Source organism: Marinomonas epiphytica, assembly GCF_054780655.1.
In genome coordinates this window covers 173,398-196,667 of the sequence record NZ_BAAGVX010000026.1, presented here as the reverse complement: position 1 = coordinate 196,667, position 23,270 = coordinate 173,398, and the positions used below count along the sequence as shown (strand labels likewise).

The window sequence follows — 23,270 nt, the reverse complement described above, 5'->3', positions numbered from 1 at the left end:
TATACAAACCTGAGAGCAATGTCATAAGTTATACCTTTAATGGGCTAGGAAATTAGGCCTATTAATTGAATAAATACAGCCTTACAGATATCCTTAAAAAAATTGGCATATAAGGCATCCTCCAATGAAATTCTCTTTCAAAATTGTTTTTGCTTCCTCTGCGTTATTACTCTTGAGCATTAGCTTACTTAGCTTCCAACAGTTCAATACTATACGCACAAACATGTCGGCGAATATTAGCCAAAGTATCAACGACATTGTCAGTGGTGTTCAAAACACCATTGCAGGTGAGCTTGCTAATAAAAAGGATTTGGCAGAGTACGTGACGTCATTGGCAAACAAAGCTCCTACTCCCGAAGGTGTCACAGAGGTAGTGAACAACGCCCAGTTGCGCAATAGTTTCTTGTTGGTAGGCGGAGGCTTTGAGGATGGCAGCCGTTTTTCTGGCGACCCGAATTGGAACCCGGGCCCAGAATGGGACCCTAGAGTTCGCCCTTGGTATAAGGATGCCAAAGCACAAAACAAGCTTATTATCACCGCACCTTATGCAGATTCAGTCACTAAAGAGATACTCATCTCCATTGCAACACCAATCAAAGAAAATGGTCAGTTTGCTGGTTCAATCTTCTTTGACATGAGCTTATCTGGCTTGTCTGACTTGGTTAACAGTGTCGCTTTGTTCGATGCAGGCTACATATTCATTGTAGACCAAGATCAAACAGTAATAGCCCATCCGAACAGCGAATATAATGGACAAAGCATGTCTGTTTTTCTTCCAGATACGAACATAGAGGAAGGAGTCAATAAAGCAGTAACCTTACCAGATGGCCACAAGTACTTACTTAACTTTGCAAGCATTGCAGGACACAACTGGTATATCGGTGTCGTTTTAGATGAAACAATTGCATACCAAGCCGTTACTCGCACCCGTAACACTTCTATTGTTTATAGCCTTATCGCGGTGGTTTTAAGTGTTGGCGTTCTGCTCATTCTCATTCGCAAGTTAATGACGCCGTTAACTACGCTTAACACGGCGATAGAAAGTATCGCAGATGGCCATGGTGACTTAACTAAGCGATTGAGCACTGATACCGACCCAGAGTTTTCTCAACTCTCAACTAACTTCAATAACTTCACTGAAAACCTACAACAGCAAATTCGTTCCTCAAAAGATATCGCTAACAGCATTTTTGAAGGCACCCAAACCACGACAGAGGCAGCTAAAAATTCAAGTTTAGCGGTTAAAAACCAGCTACAAGAACTCGAATTATTGGCTACCGCCATTCAAGAAATGGCAGCAACGTCTAATGACGTCGCGAAAAATGCCCAACAGGCAGCCAGCGCCACACAAGACGCTAACGAAGCCGTCTCGGAAGGTTCAAGTACTGTTGTGGAAACATCAAGCGCCATTAACTCGTTGGCTGAGCAAATCAATAAAGCGGTAACAGAAGTAAAAGAACTTGAAGCTGCTAGCGATAAAATTGAGTCCATTCTACAAGTAATTAATGACATCGCTGATCAGACTAACTTGCTTGCTTTAAACGCTGCGATAGAAGCGGCCCGTGCGGGTGAACAAGGGCGTGGATTTGCGGTTGTGGCAGACGAAGTACGCACCTTAGCGCAACGCACTCAAGAATCTACCACTGAAATACGCCAAACCATCGAGCAACTTCAAGCAGGTACGAGTAAAGTATCAGTCACTATGTCTCAAAGCATTGATGTGGCAGCCAATACAGTTACCCACTCACAACAGGCCGATCAAGCTTTGGCTAAAATACTGACAGCGATTCAAGAAATAACGGATATGAACATGCAGATTGCTTCAGCCGCAGAAGAACAAAGCTCTGTTGCTGATGAAGTCAGCCAAAATGCCATTAAAATTAAAGGGTTGTCTGAGCAAGTCGCCAGTGATGCCCAGCAAGCAAACCAAATCACTCAGAATCAGGCTGAATTAGTGAAGAAACAAAACACAATTTTAAATTCGTTTACTGTGTAAGAGACCAAGCAATTAAAGCGATGTTCGATAAAGGCACGGATAACCAAACACCGTCTACCCTTAGAGTTAGAATAAAAGATGCATAACCTCATCAACCAGCACGTCAGCTAAAAAAGCCAAATGTGGTCTCTCGATCACATTTGGCTTTTAGTTTTTGAATTTATGAATGAGTCATGAACGGCGTGACTATTCGGGTATAGCTGCATCGGCATTAGAACAATCTGCAATAAATTTCGCTTTAGGGTGCGCATCCATAATGGCATCCACTTTCTCTACCTGCTCTTTTGACACATCTAACACCAGCACCGCTTCGCCTTGGTCAAGATGGTGGTTTAACAGCTCCATCAAATAGCCATCAAACGAGCTACTCGCTACCTTAATTGCGACAGTTGCCAATAGTGAGAGTGCGAGTAAAAACAATAAAAAAGGCAATGGTGGAGCGACAGCTAACGCTTCTCCAACCAAAGTTAAAGCGAGTATCCCTACAATTGACCATCCGCCAATACGATACGCTCTATTTTGAGAGCGAATAATTCCTGTGTCTTCGAGTTTGTCTGTTCCATGAAGGTGATGTGTTTGTATTCCTTTACTATCACGACTAATCACATAGAAATGATGGTCGTCGACCCCATTGCGATGCACCTCATTAGAAATTGCTTCGGCATCATCAAGGTCTCGGGTGATATAGTACAGTCGTTTCATGAGTTCCCCCCCTTCATCACCCTACTTGCCCAACAGTTAAGTCTGATGATGCTTATTGATCAGTTACAACGTACCCTTTAATAAAAGTAGATAAGCTTGAAAGTTGCAAGTTTGAAAGACTGTTTCAATGACAAACCTAGGCCATTGAGCCAAGACGATGCATTTAGGTAAATATAGGTAAAGCTAGGTAAAAAAACTTATGTTTTATTGCACATTTTTCGAACAAGGTTAAAGTTTATTTACGACATTAACTCTCCGGAAATTTAGGCCATGAATAAGCTCTGCATAACCTCGTTTACTGCTACTTTAGTCTCCTTAGCCAGTTTGGGAGCGAATGCCCAACAGGTAGAAATAACCTTGTTAGACCCCCTTGATGGGATTCTGAATGGTTACTGTATTGATGTAGCAGGGGGGAATCGAAATATTGATATTAGCAAGGGGCTGCAAACTCACACTTGTTATAGCTATAGGGGGAGTTTAGGGGAAGATCAAGCTTTTGAGACCAAGAAATTTACTGATCATGCTTTATACATGCCTAACTATGAAGTGTGCGCGACGTTATCAGGCTTAGAAGCGGGAGCTAAAGTCAACTTAGCCACTTGTAACGATAGCCCTGAGCAAAGCATTGTTCTAACCCAAACCGGAAAACTGAGCCCTTCTAGCGCACTGAACCTCTGTTTAACTGCGGGTGAAGAGACCCGTTTTGGTCGCGGAGGAACATCTCAACACCAAATAAAAACACTGACATTAGAGCAGTGTAGCGAACAGAGAGCGGCGTATCAAACTTGGCGCACCCGCACTTACGATGACGATCCGAGCTAATATCAACGAGAAAAGTAAATCGGGGAGCTAAGTGCTCCCCGATTCCTATTTTTAGCAGTTTAATCCACTCTATTACCTTGTTCATCGACTATGAGCTGACCGTCTTCTTTAGCCCAGGGCCCTTTAGGCCATTGTTCTAACAAATCTAGCACTGACTCACTAGGTCGGCAGAGCTTCACTCCTAATGGCGAGCACACTATAGGGCGGTTCACCAAAACAGGATGTACTAACATCGCCTCTAGCAGCTCGTCATCAGAAACGGATTCATCTAATAAACCAAGTTCTTGAGCTGGAGATTTTGTTGTCCTGAGGGCTTGTCTTGGTGTTAAGTTAGCCGCTGCAAACAACGCCAACAATTGTGGCTTAGTCCAGCCTTCACTTAAATACTCGATCACAATTGGCTCGTAACCTGCCGCCTTAATGGTTGCCAGCACATTACGAGACGTTCCGCAGTCAGGGTTATGATGTATAACAATCATGGAACTTCTTCTCCACTGTTTAAAACTCTAAAACCAATGCCTTGTTCTATTAGCAAACCACACCAATGACAACATGACAGGAACTTCCACAAGAACACCAACCACGGTTGCTAGCGCCGCTCCTGAATGTAGTCCAAAAAGAGAAATTGCAACGGCCACTGCTAGCTCAAAAAAGTTTGAAGAACCTATCATACTGGCAGGTGCGGCAATGTTATGAGGTAGCGCCATTTTCTTAGCAAACAAGTAAGTAATTGCAAAAATGCCATAGGTCTGAATTAAAAGAGGAATAGCAATAAGAACAATGGCTTCAGGTTGCCCTAAAATAGTTTGCGACTGAAAGCCAAACAGTAATACCACTGTGCTTAATAACCCAATAATAGACCAGGGCTTCATGGTCGCAAGGAAAGTATCTAGCCTAATATGATCTTCTGTACTATCTAGCTTCTTGCGTGTTAAAGCCCCTGCAATGAGAGGAATTAGCACATAAAGCACAACCGATAAAATTAGCGTGTTCCAAGGAACGGTAATATCTGTTACCCCAAGCAACAATCCAGCAATGGGCGCAAAAGCAAAAATCATTACCAGATCATTAATAGAGACTTGAACCAAAGTATAATTTGCGTCGCCTTTGGTTAACTGACTCCACACAAACACCATCGCGGTACAGGGCGCTACCCCTAATAAAATCATCCCAGCTATGTACTCAGTTGCGGTCTCTGGGTCGACCCAATCCGCAAAAATCCCTTTAAAAAATAGCCAACCTAAAAGCGCCATCGTAAAGGGCTTAATCAACCAATTAATAACCATGGTTAAAGCAAGGCCCTTGGGCTTACTGCCAACATCTTTAATAGATGAGAAGTCGATCTGCACCATCATTGGGTAAATCATAAGCCATATCAGTACTGCGATCACCAGATTTACATGGGCATATTCCACTTTAGCAACCACTGAGAAGAAGGCAGGAAATACACTGCCAGCTAAAATACCTACCAGTATGGCTGCGCCAACCCAGACCGATAAAAAACGTTCAAATAAACCCACTTTTTCTCCTAAATGGAACGTTGGTTAACACGATTACTCAATTGCTCTGCTGTTTCAACTCGTTCAGAATACCTATCGACTAAGTAGTTTTTATTACCGCGAAACATTAAAGTGAATTTCACCAGTTCTTCCATCACATCAACAATCCGGTTGTAATAAGGTGAAGGTTTCATTCTGTTGTTATCATCAAACTCTAAATAAGCTTTTGCCACTGAAGACTGATTTGGGATGGTCACCATACGCATCCAACGCCCCAAAATACGCAGTTGATTCACCACGTTAAATGATTGTGAGCCACCGCATACTTGCATTACGGCTAAGGTTTTACCTTGTGTTGGGCGAACACTACCAATACTCAACGGCACCCAGTCTATTTGGCTTTTAAAAATACTGGTCATAGAGCCATGTCGTTCCGGTGAGCACCACACCTGCCCTTCGGACCACATCATTAATTCGCGCAATTCTTTTACTTTGGGGTAGTTTTCATCCTCGGTATCGGTTTGAGGCAAACCTTCGGGATTAAAAATCTTCACTTCAGCGCCAAAATGCATGAGTAATCGGGCAGACTCTTCCACTACAAGACGACTGAAAGAGCGCTCACGTAAAGAGCCGTATAAAAGTAAGATTCTCGGTGGGTGCTCAAGCTCTAAAGGTAAGACTTTCTCGTAGCTCGGCACATCCATTAGAGACGTTTCTAAATTTGGTACGCTTACATCATCCAGTTTTAACTCGCTCATGGGCCCCTCTCAAAGTTATCGAATGATCAAAAACACATGATATACGAAAAATCATATATATGAAATTGCAAATATATCAATATTTTATCTCATGCAGCCTACGCGATTCACTAACAAGCTTAAGAGCAGAAATATCAAACTTATCCCAACCACACCCAGCCAAGCGAATTGCTCAAACGCTAGCACGCCAGCAAAAGACCCCGTCGCGCCACCTAGGTAATAACCCAGCATATAAACACCGTTTATGCGGCTTTGCGCTTTCGGGTCAATAGAAAAAACTCTAACCTGATTAGATACTTGCGCGCCAAACACGCCAAGATCGATCAATACAATCCCTAGCAAAATGGCCCATAGCAGCTGGCTAAAAAAGCCTGTAATAGCAAAACCTGCCGCAATCACCAATAAGCTTATGTTGATCATGGAGCTCACCCCCACTTGATTCACATAACGCCCTGCTAACTTGGCTCCGGCGACTCCGGCTAAGGCAACGACACCTAATAAGCCAGTTTGATGGGCACTAAAATGAAAGGGAGCTTGCGCAAGATGTAAGGCCAGTGTCGCCCATAGGGCATTAAATGAAGCAAACCAAAATGCCCCTGCTAAAGCAGACTGGCGCAATACTTTATAGCGTTTTAGCAGCCCCAACATACTTAGTACTAACGCCTTATAAGGCATGCTGCCAACTGCCTGCTGACTTGGCAAATATCGGTACAGTAATAGGCCAAACACAGACGAAATAAATGCAGACATAATGAACACAGAGCGCCAGCCATAAAGCTCACTCACAAAACCACTCACCACCCGAGACAGTAAAATCCCCACGGTCAGGCCAGTCATTAAGGTCGCAATAATACTCCCTTTGCTTTCTGGGGAGCTCAATGAAGCCGCAAAAGGAATCAGTTGCTGAGTAATATTGGCACCTAAACCTATCATGAAGCACGCTAAGATAAGCATGGTTAAACCATTCGCCCATGACGCCAATAAACACGCCATCACCAAGACCAAGGACAACAATGAAATTAAACGTTTTCTTGGCTGGCTGTCTCCGAGTGGAGAAATGAATAACAAGGCACTTGCATAGCCAATTTGACTTGCGGCGGGAATCCAACCCAATTGATCCTGTGAGATACCAAGGTCTTTTCCAATGCTAGGCAATATGGGTTGATTATAATAAAGGTTGGCTGCCGTGGCTGAAACGGCACTTGCCATTAAAAACAACGGCCCTTTGCTCAGTGAAGGTGCGTCATTATGCTTCATAAAAGCTCTCCAAATTAGATTTAGCGGCATTTTATAAAAGCATCATCCACATAAAAAATAATCTTTGATTCTAGAATCTATAACAAAATCACATAGATAAGATAACTGATTTTGTTCGCCATTTTTCGTTTACTATAGGGTAAAATAGCGAACATATTTTGTGGAAAAACGATCAACCAAAGCAACCACTTAGGGACTTATGGCCACTATTAAAGACGTTGCGAAAGCTGCCAATGTATCCATTGCAACTGTTTCGCGAGTGATAAATAAATCACCAAAGGCTAGCAAGGCTTCAATCGCTTCAGTAACCCAAGCCATGCAAGCATTAGGGTATCGGCCTAATGCTGCTGCGCGGGCACTCGTTAGCCAGTCCAGCCAAACCATAGGTGTGCTCGTCAGTGACGTCTCTGACCCCTTCTTTGGAGCCATGATCAAAGCCATAGATACGGTGGCCAACAAGCAAGGTAAGCACTTACTTATTGGTAATGGCTACCACAGCAAAAAGAAAGAAAAAGAAGCCATAGAGCTTTTAATTAATCATCGCTGCGATGCTTTAGTCGTCCATTCAAAAGGCTTGAGTAACGAGGAGCTCATACAGTTTGCTCAAGAAGTACCAGGGTTGGTCGTCATTAATCGCTTTATTCCTGAGATGGCAGAGCGCTGTATTTACTTAGACAACGAAAAAGGTGCTTTTCTTGCCACCGAATATCTTATCAAGCAAGGACATTCACATATTGCCTACTTATGCTCTGATCAAGATATTGAAGATTCTTCTTCACGAAAATCAGGTTACCTTCGAGCGTTGAGCCAATACGGCTTAAGCCACCATCCTGATTACATTCAATACGGTAGCCCCAATGAAGAAGGCGGCCAGCAAGCCACAGAACAGCTTCTCGAGAACCAAAAAAACATTACCGCCATAGCTGCATTCAACGACTATATGGCTGCGGGCGCTTTAAACGCAATTGAAGAAAAAGGACTCAGTGTTCCAAGAGATCTCTCTTTGGTCGGATTTGACGATGGTTTAATTGCAAAGTTTTTACGCCCAAAACTGACAACCGTTCATTACCCAATTGATGCTATGGCCGAGCAAGCGGCTCACTTAGCCAATTTATTAGCAAACAAGCAAGCGAATACCTTACGCCAAATATCTTATCGCCCTAACTTAGTTAAACGTGCCTCTGTAAGAACATTGGATTAAACGAAACGCCAGCTTTCAAGCATTGACAAGCCCTTTTTCACTAGTTCCTAGTAACTGCTGTAAAGTTAGGCGATGTTATTGGCGGCGATATAACCAAAAGGTTATCTATCTATAAAAAGAAATGAGGGTAAACCGATTAAACTGATCGGTTCGGTATGACCATGCCGAGCCTGCTAGGCAAACTCGGCATGAACACTTTACGCAATCACCCCTGCGCCATCCTTCGCTTTACATACATACGCGGTAGCCTGTAGGCCTGTTTTGCTCTGATATTGTGCTTCGACCTCTGCTAACACGGGTTCTACCAGCTCAGGCGGTAAGAGCGCCACAATACAGCCACCAAATCCGCCTCCGGTCATGCGCACACCACCTTTGTCCGCAATCACTTGTTTAACGATATCAACTAATACATCAACTTCGTCACAAGTGATTTCAAAATCGTCTTTCATTGACTGATGAGAGGCTTCCATCAATTGCGCTAAACGTTGAATATCAGCCGTTTTCAATGCTTTTGCTGCTTCAAGGGTACGAGCATTTTCGGTAATAACATGGCGAGCTCGTTTGGCAACAATCGGGTCTAATTGTGTTTGTTTGGCTTCAAAACTTTCCAAGCTAACGTCACGCAGGGCTCGCACCCCAAAAAACTCAGCCGCCGCTTCACATTGTTGACGACGAGAATTGTACTCGCTATCCAGCAAACCACGTTTTTTGTTGGAGTTGATTATTAGTACAGACAAGCTTTCCGGCATAGAAACGGATTCGGTTTCCAGTGTTCGGCAATCAATCAATAGCGAATGACTTTCTTCACCCTTGGCGGAAATAAGTTGATCCATGATGCCGCAATTGCAACCAACAAACTCGTTTTCTGCTTGCTGACCAATAAGGGCAATATCTTGTTGAGAAATGTCTAGGTTATACAAGGCTTTGAAGGTCTGACCAATAACGACTTCTAAGGCGGCAGAGGAACTTAAACCTGCCCCTTGTGGCACATTACCGCTGACCACCAGATCGGCGCCCTGCAACTTAAAGCCGCGCTTCAATAAACACTCTAATACGCCTCTAATGTAGTTGATCCACAAGGTATCTTGATCAAACTCAAGCGGCTTGGACAAATCAAATTCATTTAGCTCGTTATTGAAATCAACGGCAACCACACGCACTAAACTATCAGCGCGAGGAGAAGCAGCCACAATCGTCTGATAATCGATGGCACAAGGTAAAACGAAGCCATCGTTATAGTCTGTGTGTTCACCAATTAGATTCACACGCCCAGGGGCTTGGATCATTTGCTGAGGTTGAGTTCCATAAGAGTCTTTAAAAATACTGGCGACGGAGTTAGCCAGCTGTTCTGATCGATTTGCCATAATATTACCTTTCGTTGCACAAGCCGCCTTAGCAGATTGATGCCTACTTTCTCGTTATTTTGTGTCTTTATAATATTCTTCGCTCAAATCACGCAATCTTTTAGCGGCTTGCTCCGGTGTTAAGTCACGTTGACTTTCTGCCAACATTTCATAACCCACCATAAATTTCTTCACCGTAGCAGAGCGCAACAAAGGCGGATAAAACAATGCATGAAGCTGCCAGTGGTCCGTGCCTTTCTCTGCAAAAGTATCGTCGCTCTCAAAGAAAGGTGCGTAATGCCACCCCATTGAATAAGGGAATGAACATTGGAATAAATTATCGTAACGGGTAGTCAGTGCTTTAATTGCCTTAGCCAGATCTTCTCGCATAGGGTCTGTTAATTCACTCATACGGCGCACATGGGTTTTCGGCAGAAGCATAGTTTCAAAAGGCCAAGCTGCCCAGTAAGGAACAACCGCTAGCCAATGTTCCGTTTCCACAACGGTACGGCTACCATCTTGCAATTCTGCTTGTACATAGTCCACCAGCAGATTGCGCCCATTTTCTTGATAGTAATCGCGTAAGTTTTTGTCTTTACGTTCTATTTCATTAGGAAGAAAACTATTAGCCCAAATCTGGCCATGGGGATGTGGTTGTGAACACCCCATTATTTCTCCTTTGTTTTCAAACGCTTGAACCCAAACGTAATCCTGCCCTAATTCTTCAATTTGCTCATTCCAGGTATCAACTAATTGACGAATTTTTGTCAAACCGAGTTCTGGCAAGGTTTTACTATGGTCTGGGGAGAAGCAAATGACTCGGCTTAACCCTCTCACACCTTGGGTTTTAAACAATGGATTGTCTGACTTAGGGGCCGCAGGAGAATCCGGCATAAGTGCACCAAAATCATTCTGGAAGACATAGGTAGACTGGTAATCTGGATTTACATCGCCAGAAATACGCGTATTCGTCGGGCACAAGAAACAGTTTTCGTCATAAGATTTACTGCTCACTTGAGCAGGAGCTTCGTCTTGGCCACTCCAAGGGCGCTTTGCACGATGAGGAGAAACCAATACCCACTGCCCAGTTAATGGGTTAAATCGACGGTGCGGGTGATCAACAGGGTTGAAAATGTCATCAGTCATCTTGTTATCTACTCTCTAATTTTTAATAGCCTTGCGGGTTAGCGGACTGCCAGCGCCAAGTATCCGCCGCCATTGCAGTAACATCCAAGGTCGCTTTCCAACCTAACTCTTGCTCGGCTTTATCCGTACTTGCCCAAGACTGGGCGACATCACCCGGTCTTCTTGGCACAATTTCATACGCCACTTCATGACCACAAGCATTAGAGAAGGCCTTAACCATGTCTAACACACTACTGCCTTTACCCGTGCCAAGGTTATAAATATGTAAACCTGCTTTATCCGCCAGTTTATTCACAGCTGCCAAATGACCAGCCGCTAAATCCACTACATGAATATAATCTCGGACACCTGTGCCATCTGGCGTTGGGTAATCATCACCAAATACGGCTAGCTTTTCACGTCGGCCAACTGCCACTTGAGCGATAAAAGGCATTAGGTTATTTGGAATACCTTGTGGGTCTTCACCCATCGTACCTGAAGGGTGTGCCCCTACTGGGTTAAAATAGCGCAACAGGGTAATACTCCAATCGCCATCGGCAACAAACAAATCCTTATAGCATTCTTCGACCATATATTTACTGCTTCCATAAGGATTGGTGGTATCACCAGTCGGCGAAGCTTCTGTTAACGGCATTTGCTCAGGGTTACCGTAAACTGTGGCAGAAGAACTAAAAATAATATTTTTGACACCGGCTTTGCTCATTGCACGAGCTAGGACTAATGAGCCGTTTACATTATTGTCATAGTACTCAAGAGGCTTAGCGACAGATTCACCGACAGCTTTTAAACCAGCAAAGTGAATCACGGCATTGATACTGTGTTGCTGGAAGATATCATCAAGAAACGCTTCATCTCTGATATCGCCTTGGCAAAATAGTGGACGCTGTCCAGTTAGCTTTTCAATGCGATTAAGCACCTCTTCTTTACTGTTTGATAGGTTATCCACTACAACCAATTGGTGGCCAGCATCCAGCAGCTGCACGCAAGTGTGACTTCCAATATAACCAAGACCGCCAGTAACTAAGACTTTCATACTCACCTCAACACAGTGACAATTAATTTATCCAGACACCCTACCATAACAGGTAATACACCCTAAAACGAAATTAGTGTAAACGATTACACATCAAAAAACAAAACTAAGTTTCATTTTTTAAACTCGAACTCGTTTTAGGACACTCTAACAGGCCACCTAAAGCCCTTAAGGTTAAAGAAGTTCTTTCGTCGTTGAAGAAAGCCTATTGGAATGAGAATCATCGTATTGGCACAGTTTTTCTGTCGCCACAAAAAGCACCAAAACAAAGCCCATTAACGCCCCAGGGAAGAGGGCAAAAGATGCCGTATCTAACACAACCCCTAAAGCGGGTGGTACCAAGGTGTTGCCTAAGTAAGCAACCGCCATAGATAAACCAATCACGGTTTGTGATAAGCCCCGCCCAAAACGGTTGGGGGTTAAGTGGATGGTATTTGGAAAAATAGGGGCGCAACCTACACCAATAAACAACATTGCCGCCTGAACGGTAAAACCCGTGTAGGGCAATCCTAACAGTATGGTTCCCACGCCCATAAGTAGGACTCCCATTCTTATTAAGGATCGCTCCCCAAGCTTGTCAGACACTGTGCCACATGCAAAGCGTCCCAGAGTGATTCCTAAGTAGTAAATTGCTACCCAGAAAGCGGCCGCAGGGGCGGTAAAAGACTTTTCAATAATCAAAAAACTCGCCGCCCAAAGCCCCGTGCCAACTTCAATTGCGCAATAACAAAAAAACACCACCAGCTGGATCTTCACACCCGAAACTTTCAAGGCTGCCATGTTACTCACTACCGTATTTTCGTCATCATGAGTCGTGTTCTTAGACAATAAAGCCTTTTTCCAAAGTGGTAAGGATAAAGTAAGCACTATCACCAGGGCCAATTGGATCATAGCAATAATGAAATAGCCTTCTCGCCACCCCTGCTCCAGCATCAGGTAATTCGCCATAATTAATGGACCGGTGGTAGCCCCGACGCCCCAAAAAGAGTGTAGATAGTTCATATGTTTAGACTGGTAATGTTCAGCAACAAAGGCGTTCAAAGCCGAATCAACAGCACCGGCTCCTAACCCTAAAGGAATCGCCAAAAAAATCAGCATCCAAACTATTTGGCTAAATGAAAAAGCCAATAACGCCAAAGCCGTTAGCAACACACTAATACTCATTACTAAGCCAATACCATAGCGCTTAACTAATCTAACGGTGAGTAAGCTCGACAAGACAGTACCAATACTAACAACCATGGAGATAGCACCGGCAAAATCTAACGACGCACCAAGGTCCATACTCATAGAAGGCCAAGAAGAGCCTAATAGGGCATCGGGCAAACCAAGGCTAATAAAGGCGAGATAAATAATGACTAAAAGAATTAACATGGTTAAGCTCAGCAGTGAAAAAGAAAAACAATACTGCCAAAAGACGTTTTATTTTAGTCGTTTTCTCTCTATTTTTATAACTATTCTATCAAGAGTACTATGCAGGTTTATAAAATTGAAACTGATGAGTTAGGTAAAGAGCAGGTTACTCACGGAACAAAAGAGTTTCCATGCGCTTTTTACGATGAATACTTTTCTTTGTTTTTTAACCAAGAAGTCTCTTGGCATTGGCATGAAGAAATTGAATTAGTGTTAGTTGTGGAAGGCTGCTGTAAAGTCCAGTGTTTAAACGAAGAGATTCAGTTAAAGCAAGGGGAGATGATTTTCATAAATGCTAACACCTTGCATTATATGAAAAATGAAGCTCATGCGGAATGCCGCATTCAGAATGCCGTGTTTAGCCCGCACATGCTCGCGGGTATTCCGTTTGGGAGTGTGTATCAAAAACACATATTACCCATTATTCAGAACAAAGCGCTACCCATGTTTCACTTCACTGCCAACATTCCTTGGCAAGCCGAACTCATTCATAAATTCTCAAAGGCTGTCTTAGCATGGTGTTCAGAACAAGCAGATCGGGAGTTCATTGCCACTCTTACCCTGATGGAAATTTGGCATGCCTTGAGTACCCATGCTAACAGTCAAAGTGTGATGTTGTCGCCAGGAACAAGAACTCAACAAAAGCGCTTAGAACATGCCATAGAGTTTATCAGCCAACACTATTATGAAAACCTTTCTACTAAGGTTATCAGTGGAGCAGCAAACATGAGCGAAAGTGAGTGCTATCGTTTATTCCGAACGCATTTGCAATGCACGCCTAACCACTACTTAACGCAATATCGCTTGCGTATTGCCGCACAGCTGCTCGCACAACAAAACCTTGCCATCAATGATGTTGCTTTTGAAGCAGGGTTTAACTCAGTGGCCTACTTTGGAAAAATGTTTAAACGCATGTTTGGTGATACGCCAAAGCAGTTTCAGCGTAAAGCGGGTGTGGATCAGCGCATTAACAACATGACGAGTTTGCAGACTGGCAGGCCCTAAGCTTGGCAAGGGCATCGGCATAATACTCAATGTTCTGTTCAGCTGTTTCTTGAATAACCTTGCTTGCCCATTTGGGTAACTGATCATGCAAACGGTAATAGACCCACTTGCCTCTTCTTTCATCCGACACTATGCCACATTTACGTAACTCGGCTAGGTGTCTTGAGATTTTAGGTTGCTCAAGCTCTAAGGCCGACATAAGGTCGCAGACACAGGCCTCACCAACTTGAGACATCAGCAAAAGCGACTTTAAACGTGTATCATCACTAAGGCATTTATAAAACTGACAAGGGTTCATGGTTTATCTATCTGAAAATTCATATATTAAGATCATTTATCATCCTCGGCAGTAAGTCAATACTTTCACTATGACTTACTTATTCGTTTAACATTGTCAGCCAGATTAATCAAAGTGCTGCTGAATTACCAAAAAACTCTCTTTTCTGATAAAAATAGTGCTAGTCTGCCCCTAATATATACTGAGGTACCCATGACCCAGCTAGACCAGAAAGCATTACAAGTGAACCAGCAAACAGGTATTGTGGCAGGCCCGATTCTTCGTAAAACCTGTGTTGATCAAATAGCAATCTGGTTGGTTACCCAACGCGCTACTCAAGTTGAAGCCCAGCTGTTTAATCAACAAAAATTACTCCCAAGCCACACTCACCAAACCAGCCTTGCCATTGGCCCGCAGCTCACCATGCACTTTTTGCAAATTGAGCCATCAGAGGCTTTGCCGACAGATAGCTGGATTGGGTACGACCTAGTATTACAACAACAAGATGGCACTAGTGTCAGCCTAGCCCATGAAGAGCCTGAGTTAAGATATGCCGATAATGCTACCTTAGGTTTTATCATCCATAAAAAGGCCACAAAAATTCTGCATGGTTCCTGTCGAAAACCGCATTTTAACAATGGGGACAATACGGATGGGTTGGCCTTAACGGACCACCTTCTTAGTCATACTAAACCACAACAATGGCCAAGTTTGCTGGCTTTAACGGGCGATCAAATTTATGCGGATGATGTGGCAGGGCCGATGTTACACGCGATTCACCAATTTATAGAGTGCTATCAGTTTCCCACTGAACAATTACAAAACACAAAGCTGGACGATACCCAGAACCTACATACCAATGCGCCATTTTATTACCAGCGAGACAAGCTGTTACCCCAAACAGAAGCAACAGAGAAGCTTCAAAAACAATTTTTTGGTGGTGTTGAGAAGCCCATATTCACCTCATCTACGCCACAAAATCATTTAATGACCTTGAGCGAAATGCTGGCCATGTACTTGTTAGTTTGGTCACCAAAAGCTTGGCAACACATTCATTTCACACCACCAAACAGCCTAGATAGCGAGGAGTTAACCTCTCTGTATCAGAATGAGGCTAAATTGCTGAATCACTTTATTGAAAAGTTACCCAATGTGCGTCGAGCACTCGCTCACCTCCCAAGTGCCATGATGTTTGATGATCACGATGTAACCGATGATTGGAATCTTACGGCAAACTGGGAGCTAAGCGCTTATGAACACCCTATGTCGCGCCGTATTATAGGTAATGCGCTTATTGCATACAGTCTCTGCCAAGGTTGGGGAAACCAACCTCAAGAAAGTCAGCAAGACTTATTTGGCAACATCGAAAAAGCGCTCAATAACGTTGGTGGAGATGAACATAACCAGTGTATCGACACCTTACTGAGTTACAACCAATGGCATTACGAATGGCCAACTGAACCGCCCTTGATCGTCCTAGATACGCGAACTCAAAGGTGGCGCTCAGAGAAGAACGTAAATCGTCCATCTGGCTTAATGGACTGGGAAGCCCTTATGGACCTTCAAAACAGGCTGCTCGATCACCAAAGCGTTATTTTAGTGTCTCCAGCACCTATTTTTGGGGTTAAGCTCATAGAAGCCATTCAGAAAATTTTTACGCTTTTTGGTAAGCCCTTAGTGGTTGATGCAGAGAACTGGATGGCACACCCAGGGTCAGCTCATACCCTAATGAATCTCTTTAAGCACCCTAAAACACCGCAAAACTTTGTCATTCTATCTGGAGATGTTCACTACTCATTTGTGTACGACATAACAGTAAAAGGTCGAAAAAACAGCCCTGATATCTGGCAAATCACCAGCAGTGGTCAACGCAATGAGTTCCCGCCAAAATTGTTAGATTGGTTTGATCGATTAAATCGTTGGCTATATGCGCCATGGTCTCCATTAAACTTATTTACCAAGCGTCGTGGTATGTGGGTTTCACCTCGCAAACCGAGCAATGCAGATAAAGGTGAAAGACTGTTAAACCATTCTGGAATTGGCTTGGTTACCCTAGATGATCAGGGCCGCCCTATTTCAATCGAGCAAATTATTGCTGCTGATAGCGCCATACAGTTTGAGAAAACCAAGCAAAAACAGTTTGAATAACAAATCGATACCTGAAGCAAAAAACAATTATCTAATAGATAGATCCAACCGTTTTAGCCTCTTGTCCCGCTATTTTTGTGACACTGAACGCTTCTAACCATGCAGGCAGGGCTTCCACAGGCATAGGCTGGCTAAAGTAGAAGCCTTGAATACATTCAATACCCAAGGCTTTTAAAGAGTCCACTTGCTGTTGGCTTTCTACTCCTTCAATCACTAGCCGGTAGCCAAGTTCATCAGCAATGTATTGAGTTGCCTGTATGATCGCCATTCCCCCTTCATGCCAGGATTGAATGAAACGCCGATCAATTTTAACAATATCCGCAGATAAGGATTGCAATAAAGCCAGTGAGGAAAAACCTGTACCAAAATCATCAATCGAGACTTTCACACCGATTGCTTGTAAGGCTCTCACCTGGTCGATAACAAAATTGATGTCTTCAGCAAAAATAGACTCGGTAATTTCAAGGTGCAAATTTGTACTCGGAAAACCCGACTGCTGCAAAGCTTGCTGAACCTGTGACACTAAGTCTCCCTTCATGACCTGAGCAACAGAAATATTTACAGACAAATGAACGCTTCGATCAAAACACCAATTGGCTGCCATGTTACAAGACTCTTGTAACACCCACTCACCAATACTATGAATCAGTCCATGTTTCTCAGCCGCAGGAATAAACTCCATCGGAGACACTAATTGCCCCTGATAACGCCAGCGCAACAACGCCTCACAAAAGCTCACAGTATTACTTTGCACGTCAATAACGGGTTGAAAAACAACAAAGATTTCATTGTTTTTAATGGCTTGTGCTAAGCCTTCCCGTAGCTGAGCTTGTCTTTGTATAGCTTGCTTCATATGTTCGTTGAACACACAAACTTCAGACTTTGCACTTTGTTTTTTTACATACATTGCGGTATCTGAAAGAGCAATTAACTCTGTCGCGCTGACACTGTGATCTGGGTACATGGCAATGCCAATCGTCGCTCCCACTGTCAACTCGTTGTGCTCAATTAGGACCGGTTTAGACAAAAAGCAAATAAGCTGTTGGGCAAACTCTATCGCTGCATTCTCATCGGTATTTTCTAAAGCGAGCAGAAATTCATCTCCGCCCCAACGGCACACATGTTGAGGCTCAACTTGTAAACTTAAACGGTTGGCCATAACAACCAATAAATCGTCACCCACACTGTGTCCATGAGCATCATTAATGCCTTTAAAGCCGTCAAGGTCGACAAATAATAGAGCCAATTGAGTGTTAGAAGCCTGACAGCGGTCAATGAAATGGTTTAAATGTTGTGTGAAGGCATGGCGGTTCGATAATTTGGTTAAAGCATCTAAATTAGAAAGCTCTAGAATTTTTTCAGTTCGTTTCTTAACTTGGCTTTCTAAGCTCGCATTCGCTTCAACAATTTCTTGGTTCTTTAGCGCCATTTGCTCTAAAAGGTCAGAGTTCTGATGCTTCATCTTGATCGATTTTATGGTGAACTGATGAGCTGACTTAGCGGAAGAAAATATTACGAGGGTAAAAATTACCCCTAGCACTCCTAAGGTATTCATATAGCCTTCGGGAGCTAATAAGCATTGAGCTGAGACTGGCAGTAATAAAATTGGCGCGTAGCTATAAGTTAGGCCTTTATGAGCAGCTAGAACGGTAATAGCTCCTCCTGCCATAGCCGACATGATAACCAGCGTACAAACCAGTTCAATGAGTTCCATCGAAGGCATAAATAAAATCGAGTAAGCGCCTAGCGAAAAAGCACTCACGTACCGAATAGCAACAAAACGGTTTAGTGGCGTCTTTACGTCATAGTCATGATCTTTTAACTGTGTTTTCCATATCCGCATGTCCCAATAGCGCACTAAGAAAACCAGGCACATAAAGATAAACCAATATATTTTTAGCTGTTTTTCTGGGTGATAGGGAAATGCAAACACCATTGCCACACAAATACTCAGTGTGACGATCAAACTACCCGAGTTATTACTGTAGAGTAAGTTGAGCGCATCACGTTGAAAGCGCTCTGATAAAACCTTTGAAGTTAAGATAGCTTCACCCCCTAATTAGACATGAAACTGAGCCATTAGTGCTTTCCTTAGCCCTTGATTATGTAAAGCTTTATGCTTCATTAAAGCACTGTTTTACTTTTATTTACAAATAAACCACCTGTTTTTTTGCAGACAAGCTTATTTAGAGTGGAGCAAACAAAAAAAGAGCCTTTAGAAGGCTCTTTTGTAAACACATTGGTTTTACGCTTAATTACACAGCATCAGTGGGTCGTTTTGAGAAGAGTCGTCTGACAATTACAAAAAACAAAGGCACGAAAAATATGGCTAAAATTGTGGCTGTTAAGGTACCACCCACAATGCCTGAACCAATAGAAATACGACTATTCGCCCCTGCGCCTGACGAGGTTGCCAAAGGCAATGTACCAACAATAAAGGCCATAGAGGTCATAATGATTGGTCTTAAACGCAACTTCGCTGCTTCAATGGCTGCATCCCAAGCGTTTGCACCACGACGATATGCCGCTTCTGCAAACTCTACAATCAAGATCGCATTTTTCGACGACAAACCAATGGTGGTCAGTAAGGCGACTTGGAAATAAATGTCGTTATTTAAGCCCCTTAGGTGAGCTGCCGCCGCCGCGCCAATGACCCCTAGAGGTATCACCAACATTACAGAGAAGGGCACTGTCCAGCTTTCGTATAAGGCCGCCAAGCACAAGAAGACGACTAGAATGGAAATCGCATACAGCAATTGCGTCTGCCCACCAGACAAACGCTCTTGATACGACAAGCCACTCCATGCGCTAGACGTACCGGCAGGCAATTCATCCGCTAGGCGCTGTAACTCATCCATGGCTACACCAGAGCTCACCCCTGCGGCCCCAGCGCCATCGATTTGATACGATGCGCGACCATTAAAGCGCGACAAGCTCTTAGGCCCATAAGTCCAAGAAGAGGTCGCGAAGGCAGAGAATGGTGTCATGGTGTTATCTTCTGAACGAATGTACCAGTGCTGTAGGTCTTCTGGAGAAGAACGGTATTGGGCATCCCCCTGCATATAGACGGTTTTCACTCGACCTCGATCAATGAAGTCATTTACATAGCGCCCAGCCCAAGCACTGGTCAAGGTAGAACTGATATCAGACAAAGACAAACCTAATGCTGAGGCTTTTTCTTGGTCAATATCAATGTGTAATTGAGGTGCTTCTGATTCACTCCCTAAGCGCACACCTGACAACAGACTGCTAGTAGCACTGTTTGCTAACAATTGGTCACGCATTTCCACTAAAGTATCACGACTAGTATTGCCCGATGCTAACAGTTGAAAGGTGAAACCGTTCGTCTGGCCAAGGCCACGTATAGAAGGAGGAATAAGCGAGAAAATACGTGCGTCACGAATCCCTGCAAATGCCCCATAAGAGCGAGCAACAATGGCACCCGCGCTGTCTTGAGGGTCAGTACGTATTGACCAATCTTCTAGTGCAGCAAAGGCCAACCCAGCGTTCTGCCCACTTCCCATGAAGTTAAAACCAGATACAGTAAATAACGCCTTCACATTATCTTTTTCTGTCACTAAAAAGTGATCTTCTACTTGGCGCATTACGTCATCAGTACGGGACATTGACGCGCCTTCAGGTAACGACACCATAACAATAATTCGCCCCTGATCCTCGGTCGGTAAAAAGCCCGTTGGCAGGTTCGTCATAAGGTGCGCCAAACCACCAATAATCAGGCCATAACCGATCAACCAGCGAATAGGTTGCTTAACCAAGCGCGCAACGCGCCCTGTGTAAGCCCCTGTTGCACGATCAAAATTACGGTTAAACCATCCCGCTAAGCCTTTTTTCGACTGGCCATGATTTGGTTTCAACAAGGTAGCGCACAAGGCAGGCGTTAAAGTCAAAGCCACAATCACGGACAAGGTCATAGCGGCCACAATCGTAATAGAAAATTGGCGGTAAATAACACCAGCAGAGCCACTAAAGAAGGCCATAGGTAAGAACACAGCGGAAAGCACAACGGCAATACCAATCAAAGCGCTGGTGATTTCTTTCATGGACTTTAACGTCGCTTCTTTCGGAGGCAGCTTTTCTTCCTCCATGACGCGTTCCACGTTTTCCACCACCACAATGGCGTCATCTACTAACAAACCAATAGAAAGCACAATACCGAACATGGTTAAGGTATTAATCGAGAAGCCAAATACTTCTAGTACCCCGAACACACCTAGCAAAACCACTGGTACAGCAATGGCAGGAATGAGCGTCGCACGCCAGTTCTGTAGGAAAACAAACATGACGATGATAACTAAAGCGATGGCTTCAAAAAGGGTTTTCACTACTTCTTCAATAGAAATGCGAATAAAGTCTGTGTTGTCTACAGGGAAAGCCATCTTATACCCGTCGGGTAAGTCTCTTTCCATGTCCCCCAACACCGTTTTAACCCCTTCAGAGGTCGTTAAGGCATTCGCACCAGGAGACAACATAACAGCCAAACCAGCTGCAGGGTGACCGTTGAGTCGACCAATGGTCGAATAAGACTTACTACCGACTTCGACTCGAGCAACATCACTCAAGCGCACCGTGGCACCATTGTCATTGTAAGCCAGAATAATATTATTAAACTCATCTACGGTTTGTAGTTTAGACTGCGCGGTAACGGTAACGTTCAGTTCTTGACCATCTATCACAGGGTAAGCCCCTAAGCTACCTGCTGCTACCTGAGTATTTTGGGCGTTGATGGCACTGTAAATGTCGGAAGGCATTAGGTTATAAGAAGCCAATTTGAGCGGATCTAACCACACCCGCATTGCGTATTCTGCACCAAATACGCGAATACTACCTACCCCGTCTACACGGGCTACTGAATCTTCAACACTAGACACCAAGAAGTCTGATATATCAAAAGCGCTGTCGGTGTCGGTTTCATCATAAATAGCGGCCACCAATAAGAAATCGGAATTAGATTTCGTTACTGTTACGCCATTGTCTTGTACTGCCTCGGGCAAGCTTGAAGTAACTTGTTGCACCTTATTTTGTACTTGCACTTGGGCTATGTCTGGGTCCGTACCTTGCTCAAAAGTCACCGTGATACTGGAGCTGCCGCTAGAAGTACTAGAAGAAGAAAAATACAGCAAGCCATCAAGGCCGGTAAGTTGTTGCTCCAGTACCTGAGTCACACTGTTTTCCACGGTTTCCGCAGACGCCCCAGTGTAAGTAGCAGAAATACTAATGGACGGTGGAGCCACGTCTGGATATTGAGCTATTGGCAAGGTGTTGATTGCGCCAACACCCGCCAACATAATGGCAATCGAAATCACCCAAGCGAAAACTGGGCGATTAATAAAAAATCGAGCAAACATAGTAAGCTTTCCTTAATTAGCAGCAGTCTGTGTGCTTTCAGTCATTTTGCCCGTAGTGGGATCAAACGTCAGTGCCACTGGCGCCACAGAGCTACCTGAACGCACTTTTGAAGAGCCTTCCACCACCACGCGATCACCAATACTGATACCCGAAATCACTAGCCATTGATTACCAATAGCGCGGTCAACCTCAAGTAATCTGCGCTCAATCTTATTGTCTTGGCGTACCACCAAGGCCACTGGATGGCCTTTCACATCACGAGATACTCCCTGCTGAGGCACAAGCAGAGCAGCATTATGGGTCGCTTCATGAATTTCACCTCTGACAAACATACCGGGTAACAGCAAGTTATCTGGGTTAGGAAATTCAGCACGTAAGGTCACACTCCCCGTAGACTGATCAACACTGACTTCTCGTGCTTTGAGCTGACCTTGGTATTGGTATACATTGCCGTCTTCTAACGTTAGGGACACTTTATCGCTACCCAAGGTTACCGACTCTTGAGACAGCAAGGTACGTTGTTCCAACTGATCTAAACTGGTTTGTGATAAATCCACATAAATTGGGTCTAACGCTCGCACAGTTGTCATCGCCGTCGTTTGACTGGCTGTGACCAAGGCACCAACAGTCACAGCAGATATTCCGATACGCCCATCAATGGGAGAGGTAATTTTGGTGTACTCTAAATTAATTTTTGCACTCTCAACTGCCGCTTCGGCTTTCTTCTGATTCGCCACTGCCTCTAGGTAAGCAACATGAGCGTCGTCTGTATCAGATTGAGAAACATTATTCTGTTTACGGAGGTCACTGAACCTTTGATCAGTTTTACGAGCTGATTCAAGGGTCGCATTGGCTGACTCTAAATCCGCTAAAGCCTGCTTATAAGATGACACAAAGGTTGAGTCGTCTAGTGTGTAGAGTAAATCACCTGCTTTAACCACTTGACCTTCTTCAAACAAACGAGCCTTTACCAAACCTCCTACTTGAGGCCGAATCTCAGCCTCCAAACTTGCTGTCGTACGACCTGGTAATTCTGTTTTGATTTGCGCAATTTGAGGTTCAATAGTGACAACACCGACCTGAACTGCGGGCTTAGCCGCGGGAGCAGCAGCTTGAGCTTGCTTTTGAGTATCTTCTTGACACCCTGCTAGCAGTGCAATCAACAAAGCACCAGATGCAAGTTTAGTTTTTGAGAACATGAAGCCGTTTTCCTTTTCCTAGAAGTGAGAGTCTTTACAAATAAAACTATAACCGAAAGTAATTATTCATTTACACGACGAAACGTGTAAACAATGCAAAACAC

The 23,270-nt window shown here is 43.9% G+C and carries 18 protein-coding genes; 5 read left to right on the top strand and 13 right to left on the bottom strand.

Annotation, left to right across the window (positions count from 1 at the left end; translation table 11 throughout):
* Positions 1-124 precede the first annotated feature (124 nt).
* On the top strand, positions 125-1,996 hold the full coding sequence (locus tag ACYVGZ_RS06000; protein WP_460752618.1) for a methyl-accepting chemotaxis protein: 1,872 nt from the start codon (positions 125-127) through the stop codon (positions 1,994-1,996).
* Between the two features lie 186 nt (positions 1,997-2,182).
* Here the strand turns inward: ACYVGZ_RS06000 and ACYVGZ_RS05995 are convergent, their stop codons facing one another.
* Positions 2,183-2,698 carry a hypothetical protein gene (locus ACYVGZ_RS05995; protein ID WP_460752615.1) on the bottom strand — a complete coding sequence of 172 codons (516 nt, stop codon included), beginning with the start codon at positions 2,696-2,698 and terminating at the stop codon, positions 2,183-2,185.
* 270 nt (positions 2,699-2,968) lie between these two features.
* Between ACYVGZ_RS05995 and ACYVGZ_RS05990 the strand changes: the two genes are divergently transcribed.
* On the top strand, positions 2,969-3,520 hold the full coding sequence (locus ACYVGZ_RS05990) for a ricin-type beta-trefoil lectin domain protein (RefSeq protein ID WP_460752612.1): 552 nt from the start codon (positions 2,969-2,971) through the stop codon (positions 3,518-3,520).
* Positions 3,521-3,579: 59 nt separating this feature from the next.
* On the opposite strand, the gene arsC is transcribed toward ACYVGZ_RS05990, so the two are convergent.
* The 4 genes from arsC to ACYVGZ_RS05970 all read right to left on the bottom strand — a co-directional run bounded on the left by arsC (position 3,580) and on the right by ACYVGZ_RS05970 (position 7,034).
* Positions 3,580-3,999: an arsenate reductase (glutaredoxin) gene (gene arsC / locus ACYVGZ_RS05985; protein WP_460752610.1), complete on the bottom strand. Its 420-nt coding sequence runs from the start codon at positions 3,997-3,999 to the stop codon at positions 3,580-3,582.
* Between the two features lie 27 nt (positions 4,000-4,026).
* Entirely contained in the window at positions 4,027-5,040 is a 1,014-nt protein-coding gene (arsB, locus tag ACYVGZ_RS05980) for an ACR3 family arsenite efflux transporter (protein WP_460752607.1), read from the bottom strand.
* 8 nt (positions 5,041-5,048) lie between these two features.
* Positions 5,049-5,777, bottom strand: coding sequence for an arsenical resistance protein ArsH (gene arsH, locus ACYVGZ_RS05975; RefSeq protein WP_460752604.1), 729 nt, complete (start codon positions 5,775-5,777; stop codon positions 5,049-5,051).
* 84 nt (positions 5,778-5,861) lie between these two features.
* Positions 5,862-7,034 (bottom strand): MFS transporter, encoded by a 1,173-nt coding sequence (locus tag ACYVGZ_RS05970; protein ID WP_460752601.1) that lies wholly within the window; start codon positions 7,032-7,034, stop codon positions 5,862-5,864.
* 199 nt (positions 7,035-7,233) lie between these two features.
* Between ACYVGZ_RS05970 and ACYVGZ_RS05965 the strand changes: the two genes are divergently transcribed.
* The gene (locus ACYVGZ_RS05965; protein ID WP_460752598.1) at positions 7,234-8,235 is read left to right on the top strand and encodes a substrate-binding domain-containing protein; all 1,002 of its coding nucleotides are present in this window, start codon (positions 7,234-7,236) and stop codon (positions 8,233-8,235) included.
* A 197-nt stretch (positions 8,236-8,432) separates the two neighbouring features.
* On the opposite strand, the gene galK is transcribed toward ACYVGZ_RS05965, so the two are convergent.
* The 4 genes from galK to ACYVGZ_RS05945 form a co-directional block, all read right to left on the bottom strand.
* Entirely contained in the window at positions 8,433-9,599 is a 1,167-nt protein-coding gene (gene galK / locus ACYVGZ_RS05960) for a galactokinase (RefSeq protein ID WP_460752595.1), read from the bottom strand.
* 54 nt (positions 9,600-9,653) lie between these two features.
* Entirely contained in the window at positions 9,654-10,724 is a 1,071-nt protein-coding gene (locus tag ACYVGZ_RS05955) for a UDP-glucose--hexose-1-phosphate uridylyltransferase (protein WP_460752591.1), read from the bottom strand.
* Positions 10,725-10,746: 22 nt separating this feature from the next.
* Entirely contained in the window at positions 10,747-11,757 is a 1,011-nt protein-coding gene (gene galE / locus ACYVGZ_RS05950; RefSeq protein WP_460752588.1) for a UDP-glucose 4-epimerase GalE, read from the bottom strand.
* 174 nt (positions 11,758-11,931) lie between these two features.
* Positions 11,932-13,131 (bottom strand): MFS transporter, encoded by a 1,200-nt coding sequence (locus ACYVGZ_RS05945; protein WP_460752585.1) that lies wholly within the window; start codon positions 13,129-13,131, stop codon positions 11,932-11,934.
* Between the two features lie 99 nt (positions 13,132-13,230).
* On the opposite strand from ACYVGZ_RS05945, the gene ACYVGZ_RS05940 reads away from it, so the two are divergent.
* Positions 13,231-14,175, top strand: a complete 945-nt coding sequence (locus ACYVGZ_RS05940; protein ID WP_460752582.1) for an AraC family transcriptional regulator — start codon at positions 13,231-13,233, stop codon at positions 14,173-14,175.
* Here ACYVGZ_RS05940 and ACYVGZ_RS05935 read toward each other — a convergent pair.
* Positions 14,138-14,473 carry a metalloregulator ArsR/SmtB family transcription factor gene (locus ACYVGZ_RS05935; RefSeq protein WP_460752579.1) on the bottom strand — a complete coding sequence of 112 codons (336 nt, stop codon included), beginning with the start codon at positions 14,471-14,473 and terminating at the stop codon, positions 14,138-14,140. The two genes, ACYVGZ_RS05940 and ACYVGZ_RS05935, sit on opposite strands and share 38 nt — an antisense overlap.
* 192 nt (positions 14,474-14,665) lie before the next feature.
* Between ACYVGZ_RS05935 and ACYVGZ_RS05930 the strand changes: the two genes are divergently transcribed.
* The gene (locus tag ACYVGZ_RS05930) at positions 14,666-16,600 is read left to right on the top strand and encodes an alkaline phosphatase D family protein (protein ID WP_460752576.1); all 1,935 of its coding nucleotides are present in this window, start codon (positions 14,666-14,668) and stop codon (positions 16,598-16,600) included.
* Positions 16,601-16,631: 31 nt separating this feature from the next.
* Here the strand turns inward: ACYVGZ_RS05930 and ACYVGZ_RS05925 are convergent, their stop codons facing one another.
* The 3 genes from ACYVGZ_RS05925 to ACYVGZ_RS05915 all read right to left on the bottom strand — a co-directional run bounded on the left by ACYVGZ_RS05925 (position 16,632) and on the right by ACYVGZ_RS05915 (position 23,166).
* The gene (locus ACYVGZ_RS05925; protein ID WP_460753727.1) at positions 16,632-18,536 is read right to left on the bottom strand and encodes a putative bifunctional diguanylate cyclase/phosphodiesterase; all 1,905 of its coding nucleotides are present in this window, start codon (positions 18,534-18,536) and stop codon (positions 16,632-16,634) included.
* Between the two features lie 319 nt (positions 18,537-18,855).
* The gene (locus ACYVGZ_RS05920) at positions 18,856-21,966 is read right to left on the bottom strand and encodes an efflux RND transporter permease subunit (RefSeq protein WP_460752573.1); all 3,111 of its coding nucleotides are present in this window, start codon (positions 21,964-21,966) and stop codon (positions 18,856-18,858) included.
* Positions 21,967-21,978: 12 nt separating this feature from the next.
* A complete protein-coding gene (locus ACYVGZ_RS05915) occupies positions 21,979-23,166 on the bottom strand; it encodes an efflux RND transporter periplasmic adaptor subunit (protein WP_460752570.1) in 1,188 nt (395 codons plus the stop codon).
* Positions 23,167-23,270: the final 104 nt, after the last annotated feature.